General features: G+C 68.7%; 22 protein-coding genes. 13 read left to right on the top strand and 9 right to left on the bottom strand.

The window, feature by feature from the left end; genetic code table 11:
• The first annotated feature begins 57 nt into the window (after window positions 1-57).
• Window positions 58-801, top strand: coding sequence for a tetratricopeptide repeat protein (locus BMZ83_RS08830; RefSeq protein WP_074877740.1), 744 nt, complete (start codon window positions 58-60; stop codon window positions 799-801).
• On the top strand, window positions 801-1,103 hold the full coding sequence (locus BMZ83_RS08835; protein ID WP_074877742.1) for a DUF424 domain-containing protein: 303 nt from the start codon (window positions 801-803) through the stop codon (window positions 1,101-1,103). The genes BMZ83_RS08830 and BMZ83_RS08835 overlap by 1 nt, the downstream gene beginning before the upstream one ends.
• 72 nt (window positions 1,104-1,175) lie before the next feature.
• Here BMZ83_RS08835 and BMZ83_RS08840 read toward each other — a convergent pair whose 3' ends face one another.
• Window positions 1,176-1,976, bottom strand: a complete 801-nt coding sequence (locus tag BMZ83_RS08840) for a high-potential iron-sulfur protein (protein WP_074877743.1) — start codon at window positions 1,974-1,976, stop codon at window positions 1,176-1,178.
• A 201-nt stretch (window positions 1,977-2,177) separates the two neighbouring features.
• Here BMZ83_RS08840 and BMZ83_RS08845 point away from each other — a divergent pair, with 201 nt between their 5' ends.
• The 3 genes from BMZ83_RS08845 to BMZ83_RS08855 all read left to right on the top strand — a co-directional run bounded on the left by BMZ83_RS08845 (window position 2,178) and on the right by BMZ83_RS08855 (window position 4,382).
• Window positions 2,178-3,452 carry an aminotransferase class V-fold PLP-dependent enzyme gene (locus BMZ83_RS08845; protein WP_074877745.1) on the top strand — a complete coding sequence of 425 codons (1,275 nt, stop codon included), beginning with the start codon at window positions 2,178-2,180 and terminating at the stop codon, window positions 3,450-3,452.
• A gap of 83 nt (window positions 3,453-3,535) precedes the next feature.
• Window positions 3,536-3,955 (top strand): iron-sulfur cluster assembly scaffold protein, encoded by a 420-nt coding sequence (locus BMZ83_RS08850; RefSeq protein WP_074877747.1) that lies wholly within the window; start codon window positions 3,536-3,538, stop codon window positions 3,953-3,955.
• Window positions 3,956-4,040: 85 nt separating this feature from the next.
• Complete coding sequence (locus tag BMZ83_RS08855) at window positions 4,041-4,382, top strand: winged helix-turn-helix domain-containing protein (RefSeq protein ID WP_074877749.1); 342 nt, start codon at window positions 4,041-4,043, stop codon at window positions 4,380-4,382.
• Here the strand turns inward: BMZ83_RS08855 and BMZ83_RS08860 are convergent.
• A complete protein-coding gene (locus BMZ83_RS08860; RefSeq protein ID WP_074877751.1) occupies window positions 4,379-5,107 on the bottom strand; it encodes an RAD55 family ATPase in 729 nt (242 codons plus the stop codon). The genes BMZ83_RS08855 and BMZ83_RS08860 overlap by 4 nt on opposite strands.
• 182 nt (window positions 5,108-5,289) lie before the next feature.
• Between BMZ83_RS08860 and BMZ83_RS08865 the strand changes: the two genes are divergently transcribed.
• The gene (locus BMZ83_RS08865; protein WP_079990146.1) at window positions 5,290-5,904 is read left to right on the top strand and encodes a HalX domain-containing protein; all 615 of its coding nucleotides are present in this window, start codon (window positions 5,290-5,292) and stop codon (window positions 5,902-5,904) included.
• Here BMZ83_RS08865 and BMZ83_RS08870 read toward each other — a convergent pair.
• Genes BMZ83_RS08870 through BMZ83_RS08880 form a run of 3 tightly spaced genes read right to left on the bottom strand, consistent with a single transcriptional unit; the run spans window position 5,901 to window position 9,856 of the window.
• On the bottom strand, window positions 5,901-7,334 hold the full coding sequence (locus tag BMZ83_RS08870) for a DHHA1 domain-containing protein (RefSeq protein WP_074877753.1): 1,434 nt from the start codon (window positions 7,332-7,334) through the stop codon (window positions 5,901-5,903). The genes BMZ83_RS08865 and BMZ83_RS08870 overlap by 4 nt on opposite strands.
• A gap of 42 nt (window positions 7,335-7,376) precedes the next feature.
• Window positions 7,377-8,657, bottom strand: a complete 1,281-nt coding sequence (locus tag BMZ83_RS08875; protein ID WP_079990147.1) for an MFS transporter — start codon at window positions 8,655-8,657, stop codon at window positions 7,377-7,379.
• Between the two features lie 8 nt (window positions 8,658-8,665).
• Complete coding sequence (locus BMZ83_RS08880; protein ID WP_074877755.1) at window positions 8,666-9,856, bottom strand: amidohydrolase; 1,191 nt, start codon at window positions 9,854-9,856, stop codon at window positions 8,666-8,668.
• Window positions 9,857-10,265: 409 nt separating this feature from the next.
• On the opposite strand from BMZ83_RS08880, the gene BMZ83_RS08885 reads away from it, so the two are divergent.
• The 3 genes from BMZ83_RS08885 (at window position 10,266) to rnhB (ending at window position 12,826) form a co-directional block, all read left to right on the top strand.
• Entirely contained in the window at window positions 10,266-10,574 is a 309-nt protein-coding gene (locus tag BMZ83_RS08885; RefSeq protein ID WP_074877757.1) for a hypothetical protein, read from the top strand.
• A 318-nt stretch (window positions 10,575-10,892) separates the two neighbouring features.
• Window positions 10,893-12,176 (top strand): tRNA pseudouridine(54/55) synthase Pus10, encoded by a 1,284-nt coding sequence (locus BMZ83_RS08890; RefSeq protein ID WP_074877759.1) that lies wholly within the window; start codon window positions 10,893-10,895, stop codon window positions 12,174-12,176.
• Entirely contained in the window at window positions 12,176-12,826 is a 651-nt protein-coding gene (rnhB, locus tag BMZ83_RS08895) for a ribonuclease HII (protein WP_074877762.1), read from the top strand. The genes BMZ83_RS08890 and rnhB overlap by 1 nt, the downstream gene beginning before the upstream one ends.
• Here the strand turns inward: rnhB and BMZ83_RS08900 are convergent.
• The 4 genes from BMZ83_RS08900 to secF are packed head-to-tail and all read right to left on the bottom strand — an operon-like array spanning window position 12,823 to window position 16,043.
• The gene (locus BMZ83_RS08900; protein ID WP_074877764.1) at window positions 12,823-13,224 is read right to left on the bottom strand and encodes a methylated-DNA--[protein]-cysteine S-methyltransferase; all 402 of its coding nucleotides are present in this window, start codon (window positions 13,222-13,224) and stop codon (window positions 12,823-12,825) included. The genes rnhB and BMZ83_RS08900 overlap by 4 nt on opposite strands.
• A gap of 43 nt (window positions 13,225-13,267) precedes the next feature.
• Complete coding sequence (locus BMZ83_RS08905; protein ID WP_074877766.1) at window positions 13,268-13,531, bottom strand: hypothetical protein; 264 nt, start codon at window positions 13,529-13,531, stop codon at window positions 13,268-13,270.
• Window positions 13,532-13,572: 41 nt separating this feature from the next.
• Complete coding sequence (locus BMZ83_RS08910) at window positions 13,573-15,174, bottom strand: preprotein translocase subunit SecD (protein ID WP_074877769.1); 1,602 nt, start codon at window positions 15,172-15,174, stop codon at window positions 13,573-13,575.
• On the bottom strand, window positions 15,174-16,043 hold the full coding sequence (gene secF / locus BMZ83_RS08915) for a protein translocase subunit SecF (RefSeq protein WP_074877940.1): 870 nt from the start codon (window positions 16,041-16,043) through the stop codon (window positions 15,174-15,176). Before secF ends, BMZ83_RS08910 begins: the two co-directional genes overlap by 1 nt.
• A gap of 150 nt (window positions 16,044-16,193) precedes the next feature.
• On the opposite strand from secF, the gene BMZ83_RS08920 reads away from it, so the two are divergent.
• The 4 genes from BMZ83_RS08920 (at window position 16,194) to BMZ83_RS08935 (ending at window position 21,078) form a co-directional block, all read left to right on the top strand.
• Complete coding sequence (locus BMZ83_RS08920) at window positions 16,194-16,898, top strand: NfeD family protein (RefSeq protein ID WP_074877771.1); 705 nt, start codon at window positions 16,194-16,196, stop codon at window positions 16,896-16,898.
• A 73-nt stretch (window positions 16,899-16,971) separates the two neighbouring features.
• On the top strand, window positions 16,972-18,117 hold the full coding sequence (locus BMZ83_RS08925) for an SPFH domain-containing protein (protein ID WP_074877773.1): 1,146 nt from the start codon (window positions 16,972-16,974) through the stop codon (window positions 18,115-18,117).
• Between the two features lie 96 nt (window positions 18,118-18,213).
• Window positions 18,214-20,022, top strand: coding sequence for an ABC transporter permease (locus tag BMZ83_RS08930; RefSeq protein ID WP_074877776.1), 1,809 nt, complete (start codon window positions 18,214-18,216; stop codon window positions 20,020-20,022).
• The gene (locus tag BMZ83_RS08935; RefSeq protein WP_074877778.1) at window positions 20,023-21,078 is read left to right on the top strand and encodes an ABC transporter ATP-binding protein; all 1,056 of its coding nucleotides are present in this window, start codon (window positions 20,023-20,025) and stop codon (window positions 21,076-21,078) included. It begins immediately after the preceding gene.
• Window positions 21,079-21,084 lie beyond the last annotated feature (6 nt).

Here is a 21,084-nt window from a genome sequence, read left to right on the forward strand (position 1 = left end):
CTAAGCGTTGGGGTCGGACGCGTAACCCTTACCCCCGACGACCGCGAATCACGGGTAATGACTGATAACCCCCGTGAGGACCGAGACCACCAGTTCTCGGAGGGGCAGGGACTCCCCGACGAGTTCGAGGAGTTCGACATCGACCCGCCCGAACTGAAAGTCGACCCCGACGAGGTCGACCCCGTCGACAGCCGGGTGCTGTCGGACCTGCTCGACGAGCGCAACGTCCCCGAAGACGAGGTCGACACCGACCAACTCATCGACGTCGGCGTCTCCTACACGCAGATCAACCGCTTCGAGGAGGCCACCGAGACGTTCGAGCGCGCCGCCAAGTTCGCCGATGACCCTCACAAGGAGCAGGAGGCCTGGGTGAACAAGGGCGCCGCACACGCCGAACTCGAGGAGTACGACGCGGCCATCGGCGCCTACAAGGAGGCCATCGACATCGACGACGACTCCGAGCACGCCGCCACCGCCGAGACCAACCTCGCCTACGCGCTCTGGGAGTTCGGCCAGAGCGAGGAGGCGCTGCGACACGCCGAGAACGCGGTCGAGATCGACCCGCGGTTCGCGCAGGCCTGGTACAACCGCGGCTTCTTCATGCTCGAACGCGGGCTCGCCGAGGACGCCGTGGACTGCTTCGAGAACGCCCAGCGCCTCGGGATGTCCAACGCGGAAGTGCTCGAGGAGAAAGTCCGCGCGCTGGAGGAAGTGGGCCGCGAGGAGGAGGCCGAGGAGGTGCGCCAGCGTGCCGAGGAGATGCGCGAGGAGGCCGAGCAGCAGATGGTCGACGAGTACTGATGCTGCTGCGCGAACGGGAGACCGAACGCGGCCTGCTCGTCTCCGTCTGTGACGCCGACCTCCTGGGTCAGACCTTCGAGAACGGGCGGGTCTCGATCACGGTCGAAGAGTCGTTCTACGGCGGCGAGGCCGCCGTCGAGGCCGACGCCGACGCCGTGATCGACGGCCTCCGGCGCGCGTCGGTGGCGAACCTGGTCGGCGAGGAGTGCGTCGGCGTCGCCGTCGAGGCGGGCATCATCGACGAGGGGACCGTGCTGGAGATCGGCGAGACCCGGCACGCGCAGTTACTGCAGATCCAGTAGCGGTCGTCGCACACGGTGTGAGTCGTCCGGGATCGAGCGACCCACACTCCGGAGGGCCGATGGCGGGAGGCGTCACAGTTCGGCACTGACGTGTTTCCAGATCGCACACCAGTCTTCGGCGGCGACGTACCCCTCGACCTTCGCACAGGCGCCCCACGTGTCGCCGTTCTTGTCGGGGATGTACTCCGCACAGTTACCGCAGGACTGGCCGGGTTGTGCCAGCCCGTCCGCGATGGCCTCGACGGACTCACTCAGTTGGACGTCCTCCTGACTCTGGAGATCATCGGGATCGCGTGCCTCGCCGGTCTGTGAGTCCGCGGTCCGGTACTGCTCCGGAACCTCGGCGGTTGCCAGGTCGGCTTCGGACATGTCCTCGGGTACCGCCGGTTCGGGTAGCGATTCGTAGATCGTACACCAGTCCGCCCCGTCGACGTAGCCGTCGACCTCCGCGCACGCACCGAACGCGTCGCCGTTCTTGTCCGGGATGAAGTCGGCGCAGTTCGCACAGCACGTTCCTGGTTGGTGTGCGTCGTTCTCCACGGCGGCGTCGTACTCGGAGAACGCGACGTCGGCCTTCGCGTTCAAGTCGTCCGGGTCGCGCTGCTCGTTCCCGAGCGACGTCGCCGAGAGGTACACGTCGGGGACGGGCCCGTTTTCGAACTCCTCCTCCGAGACACCTTCCGGACGTTCCTCCGCGTCTTCGTCTCCCGTCTCCTCCCCCGTTTCAGTCCCCTCCGTCGTCCCGGTTTGGTCACCCGGATCGCCACCACACCCGCTCAAAGCGGCTATTCCGACGGTCGCCACGAGGTAGTTCCGCCGGGTCCACATGTCGTAGATCGGTTCTCGATCGTTCCACGAACCTCGTCGTGACATCTCGATTGAACTTCGGAACCATCACGTATAATCATTATTGTAGCTATTTCGAACTAATATTTTGCAATATAATATAGGAGGCTGATGAGAATATCCCTCGGGTGAAGGTTCACTTCGCGTGAGCACGACGGGGATCGTTCGGCTCGGCAGCTACCAACCCCTACCGAAGGGGTGTTGGTTCTCCAGCCCCTTTCTCCAGTAATGCCTGTATCCGACGCTACCGGCCTCGACGTGGAGGCCATCCGGGAGGATTTCCCGATCCTCGACCGGAAAATCGGCGGCGACGTGACCGTCCCGGGTCCCGACGAGGACGACGACACGCCGCTGTACTACCTCGACAACGCCGCGACCAGCCACACGCCCCGGCAGGTCGTCGAGGCGATGACCGAGTACTACTACGAGTACAACTCCAACGTCCACCGCGGCATCCACAGCCTGAGCCAGGAGGCGTCGGTGGCCTACGAGGAGGCCCACGACCGCGTCGCCGAGTTCGTCGGCGCCGACGGCCGCGAGGAGGTCGTCTTCACCAAGAACACCACCGAGGCGTTCAACCTCGTCGCCTACACCTGGGGGCTGACCGAGCTCGAACCCGGCGAGAACGTCGTCACCACGCAGATGGAGCACCACGCCTCGCTGGTCACGTGGCAACAGCTCTGTGAGAAACAGGGCGCGGAGGTCCGCTACGCCGAAATCGACGACGACGGCCGCCTGGACATGGACGACCTGCGCGCGAAGGTCGACGACGACACCGCGATGGTCAGCGCGGTCCACGTCTCCAACACGCTGGGCACGATCAATCCCGTCGAGGAGATCACCGAGATCGCCCACGAGCACGACGCGCTCTCCTTCATCGACGGCGCGCAGGCGGTTCCGACCCGCCCCGTCGACGTGGGCGAGATCGACGCCGACTTCTACGCCTTCTCGGGCCACAAGATGCTCGGCCCGACGGGGATCGGCGTGCTCTACGGGAAGGAAGGCCTGCTCGAAGAACTGCCGCCGTTCCTCGTCGGCGGCGCGATGATCCGCCGCGTCGAGTTCGAGGGGGCGACGTGGGAGGACCTGCCCTGGAAGTTCGAGGCCGGGACGCCGCCGATCGCGGAGGCTGTCGGGCTCACTGCGGCGATCGACTACCTCGAGGACGTGGGGATGGACGCGATCGAACAGCACGAACGGGAACTCGCGACCTACGCCTACGACCGCCTGAGTGAGTTCGACGACGTCGAGATCTACGGCCCGCGCGAGGGGCGCGGCGGGCTGGTCGGGTTCAACCTGGAGGGCGTCCACGCCCACGACCTCTCCTCGATCCTCGACGACCACGGCGTCGCCGTCCGCGCGGGCGACCACTGTACCCAGCCGCTGCACGACGTGCTGGACGTCCCGGCGTCGACGCGCGCGTCGTTCTACCTCTACAACACCCGCGAGGAGATCGACGAGCTGATCGACGCCGTCGACACCGCCCGACAGCTGTTCGCCTGAGCGGCCGTCGACGCGGGAGTGCCCCTCCGGCAAGGAGGGGGACTCCCGGAACCCTTTTCCGGCGAAACCGCCTGTTTCGAGCCATGAGTGGCTCGGACATGTACCGCCAGCAGATCCTCGATCACTACAAGAACCCGCGCAACTACGGGGAGATGGCGGACCCGGACTTCTCGCACGTGGGGGAGAACCCCTCCTGTGGGGACACGATCAAGGTCGACGTGAAGCTGGCCGACGACGACGAGACCATCGAGGAGGTCTCCTTCACCGGCGACGGCTGCGCGATCTCGCAGGCCGCGGCGTCGCTGCTGACCAAGGAACTACCCGGCAAGCGCATCGAGGACCTGCACGGGATGGACACCGACGACATCACCGAGATGCTCGGCGTCGAGATCTCGCCGATGCGGATCAAGTGTGCGGTGCTGGCCCGGCAGGTCGCCCAGGACGGCGCGAAGCTCTACCGCGGCGAGATCGACGAGAAGGACCGCACGATCACTGAAGAGTAGCCGCTATCGGAACTGATTCTTGGCGTCAACTGACGATCACGTGTGGCGGTACGTTTTTGAAACGTCGTCTCATTTCCGATAACGAATGGCCTCGGACGAGATCCTCGAGGTGCTCGGGAACAAGTACAACCCGGAGATCCTCGACGCCGCGAGCGAGCCGAAATCCGCCCAGGAGCTCTCCGACCAGCTCGACGTGCCGATCGCGACCTGCTACCGCCGCATCGACGAGCTGACCGAGGCGGACCTGCTGGAACTCCACGACCGCCCGCTCTCGGAGGAGCACCGCCGGATCAAGGTGTACCGTCGCTGTATCGACGAGATCTCCATCGACTTCCGGGACGGACTCAGCGTCGAACTCGAGCAGCGCTCGGACGTGACCAACAAGCTCGACGAGGTCTGGCGCCGGATGTCCCAGGGCCAGAGCTAGAACCCCGGCCGCTCCTCGCTGCCCATCATCGAGAAGCCGCCGGCCCGCTCGTAGACGGTGATCCCCCCCTCGCCGATCTCCATGGGGAAGATGTCGGTGTTGATGTCCTGTTTGCGCATCTTCGCGACCCAGATGTAGCGGTTGACGCCGTTGTCCGTCGGCGTCTGGATGAAGTAGATGTTCCCGTCGGTGAGGAAGTTCTCCAGGCCGATCTCGGTCTCGGGGAACACCGCCCCCTGCTCGTTGATCAGCAGCGAGGTGAGCCCGTTCTTCTTGAGGATGTCCGAGAACTTCAGCAGGTAGGTGCGCTTCTCGGCCTCGTCGTCGAAGAAGAGGCTGAACATCGTCAGCGAGTCGAGCACCAGCCGGTCGTAGGTGGTGCCGGCGAAGTCCTGCAGGAGGCGGTCGATCGCGGTGTTGAAGTCCTCCTCTCGGAGCATCGTCGACTTGTCGTACACCTTGATGTCGCCGTTCTCGACCAGTTCGCCCCACTCCTCGAAGCCGACCGACTCCGCGGCCTGCCGGATGTCCTCGGCGTTCTCCTCGAAGGAGATATAGATCCCCCGCTCGTCGAACTCCCTGACGCCGTTGTAGAGGTACTGGATGCCGAAGATGCTCTTGCCGGTCCCGGGGTTCCCGCTGACCAACACCGTCGAGTCATCGACGATACCGCCGTTGAGAATCGCGTCGAGACCGTCGACCCCGGTCTCGGTAACGTCGACCATGAATAGCGTGACGTAGCGCCGCGGAGGGAATTAAGCCCACCGGGTCCGCCGCCGTTCCGAGGGGCCGTTTCTCGGCTGAAGGCCAGCGTCGATCGCCGATGCGCGGTGTGGGTCCGACGTGGCGGGGGTTCGGCGCGATGGTGACGGTACAGTTAACTGTTGGCAGTCGAACTGTTGGCATCATGAGTGAGGCGGGGTCCGATTCGCGGGAGACAGACCGAACTAACGAGCGGGGAGACGCGACCCGGGTGTTGATCGTCGAGGACGAACCCGACGTGGCCGAACTCTACTGCACCACCGTGGAGGCGGAGGGGTACGACGTGGACGTCGCCAACAGCGTCAGCGCCGGCGCCGACCGGCTGTCCCCGGCGTACGACATCGCGCTCCTCGACCGTCGGCTCCCGGACGGCCACGGGGAGGACCTGCTGACGACGATCCGCGACCGCGAACTCGACATCCGGGTCGGGATGGTGACCGCGGTCGAACCCGACTTCGACATCGTGGAGATGGGGTTCGACCTCTACGTGCTCAAACCGCTCTCCCAGGGCGAGCTGATCGACGCCGTCGAGCGCCTGGGCACCCGGAGCGAGTACGACGACCGGCTCCAGCGGACCGCGGCGCTGGCCTCGAAGCGGGCGACGCTGGAGGCCGAGAAACCGCGCGAGGCGCTCGAACGCAGCGAGAAGTACCAGCAGTTGACCGCGGAGCTCGCGGAGCTCGACGCCGAACTCGAGCGGATCACCGAACAGTTCGACACCCAAGACTACCGACGGCTCTTCGAGGACATCGGCGCTTAACCGACCTGTTCGCCGACGATCCGGTCGGCCTCGTCGAGGAACGCGTCCCGCTTCTCCCGGGGGATGGTCGCCCCCGCCGCCACGTCGTGGCCGCCGCCGCCGCCACCGACCGCCGCGGCGGCCTCGGACATCACGACCGAGAGATCCAACCCCTCGCCGACGAGGAACCCGCTCCCCCGCGCCGACACTTTCAGTTCCTCCTCGTTCTCCTGTGCGAACGCGAGGATGGGCTGGTCGCGCCGCACGCCCTCCGCGCCCAGCGCCATCCCGGCGATGATGCCGACGATGGTCTCCCGGATCCGCGTGCCGGCGTCGAACCACTGGAGGTGCTCGGCCCGCTCGACGCCCTCGGTTTTCACCCACTCCAGCCCCTCGGAGAGGTTCCGGCGGTGGGTGCGAAGCAGGGTTCGTGCTTCGTCGAGTGCTTCGCCGCGGTACCCCAGACAGACCGCCAGCCCCACGTCCGCCCGCTCGTAGCGAGCGGTCGCGTTCAGGACGGTGGAGAACTCGCTCACGTCCCGGAGTTCGGTGCCGACCTCCTCCGCGGAGAGGGTGTAGGTCGTCGTCGTCACGCCGTTGACGCGATCGGGGGGGACGCCCCGCGAGATGGCGTGGCGCATCAGCGCGCTGGCGACCGTCTGGCGCTCCTCGAAGGAGAGGTCCACCCAGCGACGCCAGTCGCCGTCGACTTTGAGGTCGATCTCCAACTCCGAGAGGAACTTGATCGCCCCCTCCTCGTCGCCCGAGATACCGGGGATCCGGAGTTCGCTGGCGTACTCGAGGAGTTTCGGGAGTGGACGCGTCTGTCGACCGTACAGCGAGATGTCCGTCACCTCCTCGATCACGCCCGCGTCGACGCCCTCGGCAACGATCCCCTCGTTGGCGCCGCGGAGCCCGCCGTCGGTGTCCTGCATGTCCCCGACGGCGCCGACGACCGCCAGCGCCGCGAGGTCGCGGTTGTCGACGCCCTCGGACTCCATCGCGCGGGCGAGCACGTACGTCGCTCCCGCGCCCGAGAGTTCCGACGCGCCGTCGATCCCGAACAGCAGCGGGTTGAGGTGGTGGTCGATCTCGGGCGGGTCCTCGCCCTCCTCGCCGGTCACCGGCTGGTGGTGGTCGGCGACGACGGCGTCGAAGTCGCCGGCGCGGTGGTGGGGGAGGATGTCGTCAAGCTGGCCGCTTCCGAAGTCCGTGAACAGCGCGACCTCGTGGTCGGTGGCGGCGACGCGGTCGATCGCGGCGGCGTCCAACTGCTTCTCGAAGGTGGTCTCGAAGGGGATCCCGGCCCGCTCGAGCGCGGTGGCGGCGATGGCGCCGCTGGTGAGGCCGTCGGCGTCGATGTGCGAGGCGAGCACGACGGAGTCGGCGGCCAGCACGCGCTCGGCGCAGACGCTCGCACGGTCGGCCATCGCGGGGACGGGGTCGCTCATCGCTCTGGTCGAACTGGGGGCGGCTTGGGGTAAAAAATCTCGTTAGTCGTTCGGGACAGCCTCGGGCGACCGGAGGGTCTCGGGGTCGCCGTCGAGCGTCGCGAGCACCATCGTCGCCGTCAACACGGCGAGCCCGGCACAGACCAGGTACTCGATCCGCATGCCGACCACCGACGCGAACGGCAGCGCCACGAGCGGCCCGATCGTCGAGCCCAGGTCGCCGAACACGTTGTAGACGCCGCCGAGTTTCCCCACGTCGCCCCCGGGGGCGATATCGCCCAGGTACGCCATCAGTGGGGGCCCCGTACCGCCGACGCCGATCCCCACGAGCGCGACGCCGACGACCGTGGACTCGACGCTGGGCACGAGTGCGAGCAGCGCGAAGCCGCCGGCGAGCAGCCCCAGCGCCGGGATCACGGTGTAGGTCCGCGAGGACAGCGTATCCGAGAGTCGCCCGACCACGAGCGTCGTCACCGACATCGCGAGCACGGAGATCGCCATCACGATCCCGCTGACGCCCGTCGACGCCAGCGAGCCGAGCCCGATGTCGAACTCCCGGGTGTACAGCACGACCGTCGAGAGCAGGATCCCGGCGTAGAGAAAGCGCACCGCGAGGTTTGTGGCCCCGATGCCCAGCACCCGGGCGTCGGCGCGGACGACCGCCGGGAGGTCCCGCAGCCGCGTCGTCGTCGACGCGCTGCCCTCGACGTTCGGCAGGACGACGAACGCGACGAACGCCGCGAACAGCCCCGCGACGCCCGCCGCGGCGAACGCCTCGCTGTAGCCGTAGAGGTCGGTCAGGATCCCGCCGAGGATGAGGCCGGCGGGGAAGCCGAGGCTCTGGCCGCCGCGCATGTACCCCACCCACTTCCCGCGGTTCTCCGCGGTGGTGACGTGGGTGACGGTGGTGAACGCGCCGACGAACACGAACGCGGAGCCGACGCCCCACAGCGCCCGCGAGAGAAAGAAGATCGCGGCGCTGGAGAGGGGGATCGCCCCCGGATCGAGCGCGACCACGTAGCCAAAGGGCACCAGCCCCTGCAGGACGAGGCCCACCAGCATCGGTCGCCGCGTGCCGAGGCGGTCGAGCACCTGCCCCGCCGGCGTGTTCAGCAGCAGCCGCGTGAACCGGTTGACCGAGAGGATCATTCCGACGACGAACGAGGAGATGCCCAGCACCGTCCCCAGCGTCGGGAGGGTCGGGAACGCCACGCCGCCGCCGACGCCGCCGAAGAACACGCCGGCGATCACGGCGCCGACGACGACCGGGACGCTCGGGTCCTCGTCGTCGATCGCGGGGCTCGAGAGGGTGGGGACCTGCACGGTCGGCGCTACCAGGCGTACTCCTCGCGCGGATCGACCGCGTCGGCACCGCGGTCGAACACGTGCTCGCCGTCGACGAACACGTGCTGGGTCCGGCTGTCGACCCGCCAGAACTCGCCGTCCCAGACCGCCACGTCGGCGTCGGTGCCGGGTTCGAGCGTGCCGACCCGGTCCTCGATCCCGAGGATCTCGGCGGCGTTAGTCGTCACGGCGTCGAGGGCGGCCTCCTTCGGGAACCCCTCACGCACCGCGAGCCCCACGCACACGTCGAGGTGCTGCTGGGGCAGGATCGGGGCGTCGGTCTGGATCGCGACCTTCACGCCGGCGTCGTGGAGGATTCCCGGCGTCTCGAAGGTGATGTTCCGGAGCTCGTACTTCGTCGCCGAGGAGATCGACGGGCCGACGACCGCGGGCACGTCGCGCTCGACGAACTCCTCGGCCATCACGTGGCCCTCGGTCGCGTGTTCGATCGAGAGGTCGTCGATGCCGAACTCGTCGGCGATCCGGAACACAGTCCGGATGTCGTCGGCGCGGTGGGCGTGGACTCGGAGCGGGAGCTCGCCCGTGAGCACGCGGGAGAGGTTCTCCATCCCGAGGTCGCGCTCGAACTCGTCGTCCTCGTCGGCGCTCTCCTTCCGGTCGAGGTAGTCCTCGGCCTCCATGAACTGCTCGCGGAGCGTGGCGGCGACGCCCGGCCGGGTCGAGGGCTGGCGCCCCTCGCGCTCGCCGTGGAAGCGCTTGGGGTTCTCGCCCATCGCGGCCTTCATCCCGTCCTCCGTGATCAGCATCTCGTCGGCCCGGTCGCCGTAGGTCTTCATCGAGACGATCACGCCGCCGATGACGTTGCCGGAGCCCATCCGGCTGGAGACGCTGGTGACGCCGTTCTGGAAGGCGTGTTTGAGCTCCTCGTCGCGCGGGTGGAACCCGTCGAGCGCGTTGACGTGGGGCGTCGTCGCCGACGTGCCCTCGTTGAAGTCGCCGTCCTCGGGTTCGCCCCACTCGGCCATGCCGGCGTGGGAGTGGGCGTCGACGAGGCCCGGCGTGACGTGGGCGCCGTCCACGTCGATCTCCTCGGCCCCGGCAGGCACGTCGACGGCGTAGCCGACGTCGACGATCTTCCCGTCCTCGATCAGGACGTCGCCCTCGACTGTTCCGCGTTCGGTCTGGGTGTGTACGATCCCGTTCCGGATGGCTCGCATACTCGCAACTCGCTGCGTGGGGTCAAATGATTTCGGTTCGAAGCAACGGGTGAACGCGGCAGTCCGTTCGGCCCCGTGGGACGGGTTCACAACCACGGAGTAGAATTAAGTGCCACCGCGTCAGAGGAACTGACAGGACGAACGATGCGCCTCCCGACATCCCTCCCGATGCTCACAGGGCTCAATAGCTCTGAGCTCGGGTCTACCGGAGCGGACCGGTTCGGGTACGTCGGGATTATCGCCATCGTACGCCCGCAGGTTCGGTCCGGTCGGCTCGCAGCGTGAATCGGTTCACGGCGGCCCGGTCGGTGCGAACCTGCACTCTCCTGGAGCCGTCTGTTCACGTTGTGGGCCAACTCCCACGGGAGCTGGTCCCCCCAGCACGTTCGAGTCGTGGTGGGAGCGTGCGATGAGCACCAAAAGCTCCGACGGGTCGGCGGTTCGCCGCCACCCCGTCGGCGTGGACTGTACAGTCAGCGTCCCGCGCAACGCCGCCGGCGACCTCGAGACCGGCGTCCGCGACCGCCTCGGCGGCGCCGACGGCGTCGACGCGGTTGAGGAGGTCGACCTCCGGGGCATCCGGCCCGGCCTGAACGACCTGACGGTCACCGTCTCGGCCTCGCTGGTCGTCGACGACGGCGCCGAGACGGCCGCGCGGCTGGAGGACCGATTCGGCGTCAGCGAGGTGGAGGTGGAGTTACGCACGGGGCCGCCCTAGCCAGTCACGGCTCGCGACCAGCCAGCGACGCCATGTCGCTGGCACGGAACTGATGCCGTGACTGTGCGTAGCCAACTACGGTGCGTGACCAGCTAGCGACGCCATGTCGCTGGCACGGAACTGATGCCGTCGCTGTGCGAAGCCGAACAGGTCGACCGACCGGCGCGCGCCGTCGGCACCGGTCCCCGCTGTCGCGGGCCCGACGACCAGGCAGATCGCGATTCGGGCTCGATCCCTCCATCACTACACCCTTCGACCACCCAGCGGCGCCGCCGGGGAAGGGCAAGGTAGTTACCCGTTCCGCCCCCGACTCCAGCCATGAGCGTACTGGAGGACGCCCGCGCCGTGCTCGCGATCGACGGGGTCTGCGACGCCTGTCTGGGCCGCGTCTTCGCCGACCGGAGCCACGGCCTCACCAACCGCGAACGGGGCCGGGCGCTGCGGACCGTCGTCGGACTCGAGGACGACGAGGCGCCGGACTACGTCGACCCGGCGGACTGCTGGGTCTGCGAGGGCCGCTGTGGCGAGTTCGACGAGTGGGCCGAGCGTGCCGCCGCCGCGGTCGGGGACGTGGAGTTCGAGAGCTACCAGGTCGGCACTCGCCCGCCCGCGCTGATCGAGGAGAACGAGCGCATGCTCCGGGAGGACGCGGGGCTCGACGCCGACGCCGGCGAGCGGTTCAAGAGCGAGTTCAACCGGGAGGTCGGCAAGCGCGTCGGCCGGCTCACCGACGCCGAGGTCGACTTCGAGCGCCCGAACGTGCAGTTCCTGCTCGACCTCGCGGCGGACACCGTCGAGGCGCAGGTCAACTCCGCGTTCGTCTACGGCCGCTACCGGAAGCTGGAACGGGGCATCCCGCAGACGAAGTGGCCCTGTTCGGCCTGCAACGGTAGCGGGCGACAGGGTCGGGAGCCCTGCGAGGAGTGTGACGGTTCGGGCTATCGCTACCCCGAGAGCGTCGAACAGCTCACCGCGCCGGTCGTCGAGGACGTGATGGACGGCATCGGGGCGACGTTCCACGGCGCCGGGCGCGAGGACGTCGACGCCCGGATGCTCGGCACCGGTCGGCCGTTCGTGATCGAGATCGAGGAGCCCCATCGCCGAACCGTCGACGCCGACCGCCTGCAGGAGGACATCAACGCCTTCGCCGACGGCAAGGTCGAGGTCGAGGGGCTCCGCCTCGCGACCCACGGCATGGTCGAGCGCGTGAAGCGCCACGACGCCGCCAAGCGTTACCGCGCGCAGGTCGCCTTCGACGGGGACGTGGACGCCGAAGCGTTCGCCGCGGCGCTCGAGGAACTCGACGGTGCGACGATCGAACAGGAGACGCCCAACCGCGTCGATCACCGCCGGGCGAGCAAGGTCCGAACCCGCAAGGTGTACGACATCGAGGGCGAGCTCGAGGACGCCCGCACCGCGACCGTCGAGATCCACGGCGAGGGCGGCCTCTACATCAAGGAACTCGTCTCGAGCGACGAGGGCCGCACGACGCCATCGCTCGCCGGGCTGCTGGGCGTCGACGCCGAGGTGACGGCCCTGGACGTGCTCGCGGTCGAGGGCGAGTCGGAACCGTTCGAGAACGCGTCGTACTTCCGGGACTGATGGTCGTCGGCGCCGACGAGGCGGGGAAGGGGCCGGCGCTGGGGCCGATGGTCGCCGGCGCGGTCAGGGCCGCCCCCGCCGACCTCCCCGCCGGCCTCGACGACTCGAAGCAGCTCTCGGCCGCGCGCCGGGAGGAACTGGCCGCCGACCTCCGCGAGCACCCCGAAATCTCGGTCGCGACCGCCGTCGTCCCCTCCGAGCGTATCGACGCCCCCGAGACCGACATGAACACGCTCGGCGTCGCCGCGCAGGCCGAGGCCGTCGCCGCGGTCGCGGTCCCGGGCGACGATGTAGTCGCCGACGCCGCCGACACCGACGAAGCACGGTTCGGCCGGCGGCTCACAGATGCGATTGCGGAGTCCGGACTCGAGGTCGCCGTCACTGCCGAACACGGCGCCGACGAGACCCACGCGATCGTCTCGGCGGCGAGCGTCATCGCCAAGGTCGAGCGCGACCGCCGGATGGCCGAGATCGACGCCGAGTACGACCGTGAGGTCGGAAGCGGCTACCCCTCGGACCCGACGACGACGGAGTTTCTGGCGGCCTACGTCGACGAGCACGGGGAACTCCCCGACTGCGCGCGGGCGACGTGGGCGACGTGCGAGGACGCGCTCGCGAGCGCGGAGCAGTCCGGACTGAGCGACTTCTAGAACCGGTCCAGGCCCTCGCCGCGCTCGAACGCCAGCAATCGGCGCTTCGCGTCGACGCCGCCCGCCGCCGAGAAGCCGCCGCGACCGTCGGCGCCGACGACGCGGTGACACGGGACGACGATCGGGAGCGGGTTCGCGCCGCAGGCCTGCCCGACGGCCACGGCGCCGGCGTCGAGGTCGGTGGCGAGTTCGCCGTACGTCCGGGTCTCGCCGTAGGGGATCCCGTTCATCGCCCGCATCACGTCGCCGAGGTGGCTCTCGGGGTAGTCGACGCCGAGGTCGAACGCCTCCCGCTCGCCGGCCGCGTACTCCTCGATCTGGCGGCGGAGTTCGGCCCCGCTCTCGGCGACGAGACTGGCGTCGAGGTCGTAGGCGTCGCCGCGAACACGGATCCGCATCTGCTGAGAGGAGCGTTCCCGCGGGCAAAAAGTCCGCGCCCGATCACCGGAACGGCGGGAGCCCCCACGCGTACGCGCCGAGCGCGAGCAGGGCGCCGACACACGCGAAGAGCACGACGAGGAGCGGCACGTCCAATACCAGCAACACGCCGGCAAGTGCCGGGAGCGCGAAGAAACCCAGCAGCAGGCCGCCGCCGATCTGGCTCAGCGCACGGACTCCGCCGCGGATCTCCTCGCGGACCGCTCGCCGGATCGCCCGCTCCGTCTCGGGGTCGACGTCGTCGCTATCGTCGGCGCTGGAGGGCATGCGCAGAGGTTCGCGCGAACGTGAGAAAAGCGTTCGGCCGCTCAGTGCTTCCCGGTCAGCAGCGAGCGCAGGATGTCGCCGTAGGCCGGACGGGTGACCAGCACCCCGACGAGCACCCCGAGGATGGTGAAGATCGCGAACCCGCGGAGCTGGCCGAGCGAGAGCACCGCCAGCGGCGACAGCGCGACGATCGTCGTCGCCGCCGCGGCGCCGATGACCCAGAACGCCTTGCGGAAGCGGCTCTGGAACACGCGCTGGCTGGTCACCTCGCCCTCGCTCATCACCTCGTCGGCGATGATGATCAGGTCGTCAACCCCGGTCCCGATCGCGGCCACGAAGCCGGCGATCACCGAGAGGTCGATCGGGTAGCCGATCGCCGCGGCGGCGCCCATCAGGATCACGACCTCCGAGAGCGCGGTGACGATCATCGGCCCCGCGACCTCGACGCGTTGGTAGCGGGCGAACACCACGCCGCTCACCGCGAGCACCGCGGCGATCCCCGCGATCAGCGAGTCGGTCTTGAACCGGTCCGACTGCGAGGGGTCGACGTAGAGCATCGAGTTCTGGTTCAGGTCGAGCTCGGTCGGGAGCGCGCCGGCGCGGAGGTTGATCGCGACCTCCTGGGCCGTCGAGAGGTTGCCGGTCGTCAGCCGGAACTGCGGGTCGTCGGCCCACTCACCGGTGCGCATCGGCTCGGCGAGCCCCTCGTCGACGGCGAAGGAGTTCAGCACCTGGCCGTCCTGGACGAGCAGGATGCAGGGTTCGGTACTGTTGGGGCTCTGCTCGTAACTGCACTCCGTACCGCCCTCCTGTGCCAGTCCGGTGTCGACGAAGCGCTGCTGGACGTCCTCGGCACTGTCGTCGGCGACGACGACGCCGACCTCGGCGCCCTGGCCGCCCTGAATCTGCTGGGCGTTACCGACCTGCCGGAGGTCGTCGGAGTCCATCACGGTGGTCCGGACGTACGTACCGTTCTCGTTCTGGTGGTACGCCTGGATCAGCACCTGGCCGCGGGACTCGATCAGGTCACGGACCGCGGTCTGGTTGGCGTTGGGCACCTCGACGACGATCACGTCGCCGCCGACCACCCGGACGGTCCCGCCGGAGAGCCCGGCCTCGTTGACCTTCTGCCTGAGGACGGTGACCGCGGTCTGCTGGGTGATCCCCGAGACGCGGTTGTACGTGTTGTCGGCCTCGTAGCCCGCCTCGTTCAGCGCGGCGTCGAGCTGCGCCGCCGTGACGTTGGCGGTCCGTACCTCGACGACAGTCGTCTGCTGGGTGGTGTCACCGTACTCGCCGGGGAAGCGGACGGCGACGTCCTGGGCGCTCGCGTTCTCGAGCCCGGCCGCGACTCCTTGGCGTATCGTCGCCCGTTCCGTCCCCTCCGGGATGTCGACGCCCGTGGCGTGGACGCCGACCAGCGGCGCCTGGATCCGGGTGCCGCCGGAGAGCTCGAGGCCGAACTGCAGGTTGGTCACGCCGGTGTCCGCCGCGCTCCCGTTCGCCGTCGACCCCGGCGTGTCGGTGCTCGGCGCCAGCGTCGGCGAGAACAGCGCGAACACGCTCGCGAGCACGATCAGGACCAGCAGCACGACCCGCCAGTTCTCCTTGATGCTGGCCCACGTCCCGCCTTCGTCGGCCATTATCGGTTCACCCCCTCGAACTTCCACCAGCGGAGCAGCGACATGTTGAGCATGTAGGTGTTCAGCAGGTCGGTCGTGAGGCCGAACACGAGGATCAGCCCGATCGAGGAGAGCAAGCCGATCCCGAAGGCGGTCGCGACGACGGTCATCACGACCATCGCGGCGATGGAGGTCAGCGTCATCGTGATCCCGGTCTCCATCGCCCGGTAGGCGGACTCGTAGAAGCTCCCCTGCCGGCGGAGCACGTGGTTGTTGAGCAGGATGTCGGAGTCGACCGAGTACCCGATGATCATCAGCAACGCGGCGACCGAACCGAGCGTGAGCTGGATGCCGAGGACGTTCATCAGCGCCAGCGGCACCACCACGTCAGAGAACGCCGACACCACGACGGCGATGCTCGGGACGAACGTCCGGAACATCGCGAAGACGAGCACGCTCATCCCGGCGAAGGCAATGGCGACGCCGCCGATGGCCTGGATTTGTGCCTCGCTCCCGAAACTGGGCGAGGTGGAGTCGATGGACTCAACACCGAAGCCGGCGTTCTCGGCCTGGGTCTCCAACTGTTCGCTGTTCGCCCCCGTCCCGAAGCTGACGATGTAGACGTCGCTCCCGGCGACCGGCTGGACGCCCGCCGGCTCGGCCGTGAACGCCTGCTGAATCCGCTGTTGGGGGTTCTCCCCGTCGATCTGGAGTCGCATCTCGGTTCCCCCGGTGAACTCCATGCCGAGATCGACCGGCGCGCCGGTCGTGAGCCAGACGCCGCCGACGATCAGGAGGGCCACCGCCAGCACCGCGAGCGGAACCGCGACCAGCTGTCGGTTCGAGTACTCGGTGTAGTCCACCTCCGGGAGCCCGAAGGGGAGGTCCACGCCGGGCACTCACCTCACCTCCCGGACGAACTGATTCATACCGCCGAGTTCCCCTCGCGTCCCGAATAAGCCTTCTCTTACCGTTCGCGCCCGGGCGCCGACGTGGCACGGAGCCAACGTTGATACGTCGCGCGGTCCATGACCAGCACGATGCTGCTCCAGTCAGGGCTGCTCGGCCCGGAGACGCTCCCCCTGCTGCTCGTCGCGGCGGGGATCGCGCTTTCGATCGCCGAAGCGCTAGCGCCGGGCGCCCACTTCGTCGTCGTCGGCGTCTCGCTGCTCGGGGCGGGGCTGCTCGGCCTGCTGCTCGGCCCCGCGGCGACGCCGTTCGTACTCGCGGGGCTCGTGCTCCTGATCGGGATGGTCACGCTGTACGGCTACCGCGAACTCGACATCTACGGCGGGAAGGGGCAGGCCCAGACCAGCGACTCGGCCGACCTGAAGGGTCGGACCGCCCGGGTCACCTCGCGAGTAACCCCCCGGGAGGGCGAGGTCAAGATCGAGAGCGGCGGCTTCAACCCGTACTACTCCGCCCGCACGATCGAGGGTGAGATCCCCGAGGGCGAGGAGGTGATGGTGGTCGACCCGGGCGGCGGCAACGTCGTCACCGTCGAGTCGCTGGGCACGATCGAGGGGAGCCTCGACCGCGAACTCGAACGCGCCCGCGTCGAGAACGCACGCAAGGAGGCCGCGGACGAACGCCCCGACGACGTGACCGAGGACACCGAAACGGCCGACGAGGCGGACGCCGGCGACGCGCGAACGGCCGACGAGGCGGGCGACGACTCCGGCTGGACCTCCCGGCCGGACGAGGAGTCCGACGAGGAGTCCCAGCGAGAGACCGAAACGAACTGAACGCGGGTCGACGGCGCCGACTGGCGGTTTTTTCGCGGGAAACTATTAAGCCACCAACACCCGAACCCCGTGTATGGTCATCGCACCACTGCAGTTCGCCGGCGCCGTCACCGGCGTCGTCGGGCTGCTGTTCCTCTTCGTCGTCATCGCCGCGGTGTGGCAGGCCGTGGAGATCGTCGACGCTACGGAGAAGAAAGCCCTCACCGTGTTCGGGGAGTACCGCAAACTGCTCGAACCGGGCATCAACTTCATCCCGCCGTTCGTCTCCCAGACCCACGCGTTCGACATGCGGACGCAGACGCTGGACGTGCCCCGCCAGGAGGCGATCACGCGGGACAACTCCCCGGTCACGGCCGACGCCGTCGTCTACATCAAGGTGATGGACGCCCGGAAGGCGTACCTCGAGGTCGAGGACTACAAGACCGCCGTCTCCAACCTCGCCCAGACCACCCTCCGTGCGGTGCTGGGCGACATGGAACTCGACGACACGCTGAACAAGCGCCAGGAGATCAACGCCCGCATCCGGAAGGAACTGGACGAGCCCACCGACGAGTGGGGCATCCGCGTCGAGTCCGTCGAGGTCCGGGAGGTCAACCCCTCGAAGGACGTGCAGCAGGCGATGGAGCAACAGACCTCCGCCGAGCGCCGCCGCCGCGCCATGATTCTCGAGGCCCAGGGGGAGCGACGCTCCGCCGTCGAGGAGGCCGAAGGGGAGAAGCAGTCCAACATCATCCGTGCCCAGGGGGAGAAGCAGTCCCAGATCCTCGAGGCGCAGGGTGACGCCATCTCCACCGTGCTCCGGGCGAAATCCGCCGAGTCGATGGGTGAACGCGCCATCATCGACAAGGGGATGGAGACCCTGGAGAACATCGGCCAGGGCGACTCCTCGACGTTCATCATGCCCCAGGAGCTCACCTCGCTCGTCGGCCGGTACGGTCAGCACCTGACCGGGAGCGACACGAAGACCAAGGAGAGCCTCAACTCGTTGGACTTCGACGAGGAGACCCGCGAGATGCTGGGCCTCGACGACATCGAGGACATCCTCGGCCAGATCGACGAGGCCGCCGAGCTCGACACCGAGGCGATGGAGCAGGAGGCCGAGAAGATCATGTCGGGCGACACCGAACCCGACATCCAGTCGGCCGACGACGTGGTCGCCGACGCCGACGAGTCCGAGTTCGCCGACGACGCCGAAGTCGAGACCGAGGAGTCGAACTAGCCCGCCGCCCCGTTCTTTCGCTGGGTATATAACCGACGAATAGCTACCGGCGGGTGTGTCCCGACGGGTGACCGACCGCGTCGCGTCGCCGCCGCGATGAGCCCGTCGATCCGGCAGCGAGTGGAGGCGGCGACGCTCCCGCTGGCCGGGCTGGTCACCCTGCTCCTGCTGACGCTGCTGTTCTACTACCCCGTGGGTCGAGTGCTCTCGGAGGCGGTCTGGCGTGCGGGCGGACCCACCGCCGAACCGCTGCTCGCGGTGCTCTCCGACCCGTTCTTCTTCGGCGTGGCCGCTCAGGCCGTCGAGAACCCGGCGGTGCTGTGGACCGCGATCGAGCCGCACACGCTCCGCCTCCCGCTGCCGTTCGTCGATGCCGGCGTCTCGCTCGCCTACCCCTTCCCCGACTACCGACTGGGGCTGTTCGGCTTCACCGCGTATCAGGCGCTGCTGTCGACGCTCGCGAGCGTCGTGCTCGGGCTGCCGGGCGCGTACGTGCTCGCCCGCTTCGAGTTCCCGGGCCGGAGGACCGTGCGCTCGCTGACCGCGGTGCCGTTCGTGATGCCCTCGATCATGGTCGCCATCGGCTTCATCGCCACGTTCGGGCGGACCGGCGTGGTCAACACGGCGCTGACCGCGCTGGGGCTCCCCCGGATCGAACTGCTGTACACGCTGCCGATCATCGTGATCGCCCACGCGTTCTACAACGCCCCGCTGGTGATGCGGGTGACGGCGGCCGCGTGGGAGGGCATCGACGCCGGCACCGCCGAGACCGCCCGGAGCCTCGGCGCCTCGCCCCGGCGGGCGTTCGTCGACGTGGTGTTGCCCCAGCTCCTCCCCGCGATCCTGACGGGCGCACTGCTGACCTTCGTCTTCTCCTTTATGTCGTTCGCGGTCGTGCTCGCGCTGGGCGGGCTCTCGCTGGCGACCGTCGAGGTATGGGTGTACCAGCGCGTCACCCAGCTCGACTACGAGACGGCGTCGGCGCTGGCGACGCTGGAGATGGTCTTCTCGCTGGTGCTGACCTACGCCTACCTGCGCTACGAGGCCCGCCAGCGCGCCGAAAGCGCCGCGCGGCCGCCCGAGCGGAAACCGCTGTTCGGCCCGCTGAACGTCGACCGGCTGGCCGTCTGGGGGTACGTCGGCGTCGCGCTGGTCGTGTTCGTGACGCCGATGGCGAGCATGGTCCTCGCGAGCGTCACCGGGCCGAACGGGTTCACGCTGGAGTACTACCGCTTCCTCGTCGAGCGACAGACGACCGGCGCGGCGTTCCAGATCAAACCCCTGACCGCGATCCGGAACTCGCTGCTGTACGGCGCCGGCAGCCTCGCGCTCGCGGTGCCGATGGGGGTGTTGCTGGCGGTCGTCTCCACCCGCGAGTTCCCCGGGAGCAAGCTGCTCGACACGCTCTCGATGGCGCCGTTCGCCGTCTCGGGCGTCGTCGTCGGCCTCGGGTTGCTCCAGGGGTTGGTGTTCGGCACGACCGCGTTCGGTTACCGGTTCACCGTCACCGGCGCCGTCGCCGTCGTCGCCGCCCACGCAGTCGCCGCCTACCCGTTCGTCACGCGCAACGTCGCGCCGCTGTTGGCGACGATCGACCGATCGGTCGTGGAGTCGGCGCGGGTCCTCGGGGCCTCGCGGGTCCGGGTGCTGCTGGACATCGAACTCCCCCAGGTGGTGGCGGGCGTGCTCGCGGGCGCGGCGTTCGCGTTCGCGATCAGCGTCGGGGAGTTCGATTCGACGGTGATTTTGGCCAGCGGGAGCGCCGCCTACACCATGCCGGTGGCCATCGAACGATTCCTCGGGCGGCGGCTCGGTCCGGCGACGGCGATGGGCTGTGTCCTCCTGGTCGTCACGGCCGTCAGCTTCCTCGTTATCGACCGACTCGGTGAAGGGAGGGGGATGTAGATGGTCGCCATCGAACTCGACGGGATCCGGAAGGCGTTCGACGACGCCGTCGCGCTGGAGGGCGTTTCACTCACGGTTGAGGGAGGGGAGTTCTTCACGCTGGTCGGGCCCTCCGGCTGCGGGAAGACGACGACGCTCCGGACGATCGCGGGGCTCTCAGGCCCCACCGAGGGGACGGTCCGCTTCGACGGCGAGGACGTGAGCGACGTGCCCGTCGAGGACCGCAACGTCGGCGTCGTGTTCCAGAGCTACGCGCTGTTCCCGCACATGACCGTCGCGGAGAACGTCCGCTACGGCCTGCGCTTCACGGACCCACCCAGAGGGCTCACGGCCGACGAGCGCGTCGACGAACTGCTCGAACTGGTCGACCTCCCCGAGATGGGCGACCGCGAGCCCGACGAACTCTCGGGCGGGCAGCAACAGCGGGTCGCGCTCGCCCGCGCGCTGGCGCCCGAGCCGGACGTGCTGCTGCTTGACGAGCCCATGAGCGCCCTCGATGCGCGACTCCGGGAGCAGCTCCGTCGGGAGATCAGGCGTATCCAGCAGGAGTTGGGTGTCACGACGGTGTACGTCACCCACGACCAGGAGGAGGCGCTCGCGGTCTCGGACCGCCTCGCGGTGATGCACGACGGCGGCGTCGAGCAGGTCGGCACGCCCGTCGAGGTGTACGAACGCCCCGCGACCGAGTTCGTCGCCTCGTTCGTCGGCGAGAACAACGTGTTCTCGGGCGTGGTCGTCGGGGGCGAAAGCGACGAACTGGCGATCGAGGTCGACGAGCGGGCCCCCGAGGGCCACCGGTTCCGTGTCGCCGCTCCCGACGACGATGCCCACGCCGTGGGCGACCGCGTGACCTTCTGTGTGCGGCCGACGCATCTCGACCCCGAAGCCGGACGGAACCGCTTCCCGGTCGCGCTCGACACCGCGGAGTACCTCGGCGGAACCACGCGACTCTACGGCGAGTGGGCCGGCCGGGAGGTCGTGCTCCGCCTGCCCGAACCGCCTGCGGCGGACTCGCTGATGGTCGGGTTCGACCCTGCGGACGCGACCCTCCTCTGAGGCGAA

It is taken from the genome of Halolamina pelagica (assembly GCF_900115675.1).
Classification (GTDB): Archaea; Halobacteriota; Halobacteria; order Halobacteriales; family Haloferacaceae; genus Halolamina; species Halolamina pelagica.

Bases quoted from the DNA above. Each gene is read 5' to 3' on its own strand.
- BMZ83_RS08830 (WP_074877740.1), top strand. From the start codon at position 58: ATGACTGATAACCCCCGTGAGGACCGAGACCACCAGTTCTCGGAGGGG.
- BMZ83_RS08835 (WP_074877742.1), top strand. From the start codon at position 801: ATGCTGCTGCGCGAACGGGAGACCGAACGCGGCCTGCTCGTCTCCGTC.
- BMZ83_RS08840 (WP_074877743.1), bottom strand. From the start codon at position 1,976: ATGTCACGACGAGGTTCGTGGAACGATCGAGAACCGATCTACGACATG.
- BMZ83_RS08845 (WP_074877745.1), top strand. From the start codon at position 2,178: ATGCCTGTATCCGACGCTACCGGCCTCGACGTGGAGGCCATCCGGGAG.
- BMZ83_RS08850 (WP_074877747.1), top strand. From the start codon at position 3,536: ATGAGTGGCTCGGACATGTACCGCCAGCAGATCCTCGATCACTACAAG.
- BMZ83_RS08855 (WP_074877749.1), top strand. From the start codon at position 4,041: ATGGCCTCGGACGAGATCCTCGAGGTGCTCGGGAACAAGTACAACCCG.
- BMZ83_RS08860 (WP_074877751.1), bottom strand. From the start codon at position 5,107: ATGGTCGACGTTACCGAGACCGGGGTCGACGGTCTCGACGCGATTCTC.
- BMZ83_RS08865 (WP_079990146.1), top strand. From the start codon at position 5,290: ATGAGTGAGGCGGGGTCCGATTCGCGGGAGACAGACCGAACTAACGAG.
- BMZ83_RS08870 (WP_074877753.1), bottom strand. From the start codon at position 7,334: ATGAGCGACCCCGTCCCCGCGATGGCCGACCGTGCGAGCGTCTGCGCC.
- BMZ83_RS08880 (WP_074877755.1), bottom strand. From the start codon at position 9,856: ATGCGAGCCATCCGGAACGGGATCGTACACACCCAGACCGAACGCGGA.
- BMZ83_RS08885 (WP_074877757.1), top strand. From the start codon at position 10,266: ATGAGCACCAAAAGCTCCGACGGGTCGGCGGTTCGCCGCCACCCCGTC.
- BMZ83_RS08890 (WP_074877759.1), top strand. From the start codon at position 10,893: ATGAGCGTACTGGAGGACGCCCGCGCCGTGCTCGCGATCGACGGGGTC.
- rnhB (WP_074877762.1), top strand. From the start codon at position 12,176: ATGGTCGTCGGCGCCGACGAGGCGGGGAAGGGGCCGGCGCTGGGGCCG.
- BMZ83_RS08900 (WP_074877764.1), bottom strand. From the start codon at position 13,224: ATGCGGATCCGTGTTCGCGGCGACGCCTACGACCTCGACGCCAGTCTC.
- BMZ83_RS08905 (WP_074877766.1), bottom strand. From the start codon at position 13,531: ATGCCCTCCAGCGCCGACGATAGCGACGACGTCGACCCCGAGACGGAG.
- BMZ83_RS08910 (WP_074877769.1), bottom strand. From the start codon at position 15,174: ATGGCCGACGAAGGCGGGACGTGGGCCAGCATCAAGGAGAACTGGCGG.
- BMZ83_RS08920 (WP_074877771.1), top strand. From the start codon at position 16,194: ATGCTGCTCCAGTCAGGGCTGCTCGGCCCGGAGACGCTCCCCCTGCTG.
- BMZ83_RS08925 (WP_074877773.1), top strand. From the start codon at position 16,972: ATGGTCATCGCACCACTGCAGTTCGCCGGCGCCGTCACCGGCGTCGTC.
- BMZ83_RS08930 (WP_074877776.1), top strand. From the start codon at position 18,214: ATGAGCCCGTCGATCCGGCAGCGAGTGGAGGCGGCGACGCTCCCGCTG.
- BMZ83_RS08935 (WP_074877778.1), top strand. From the start codon at position 20,023: ATGGTCGCCATCGAACTCGACGGGATCCGGAAGGCGTTCGACGACGCC.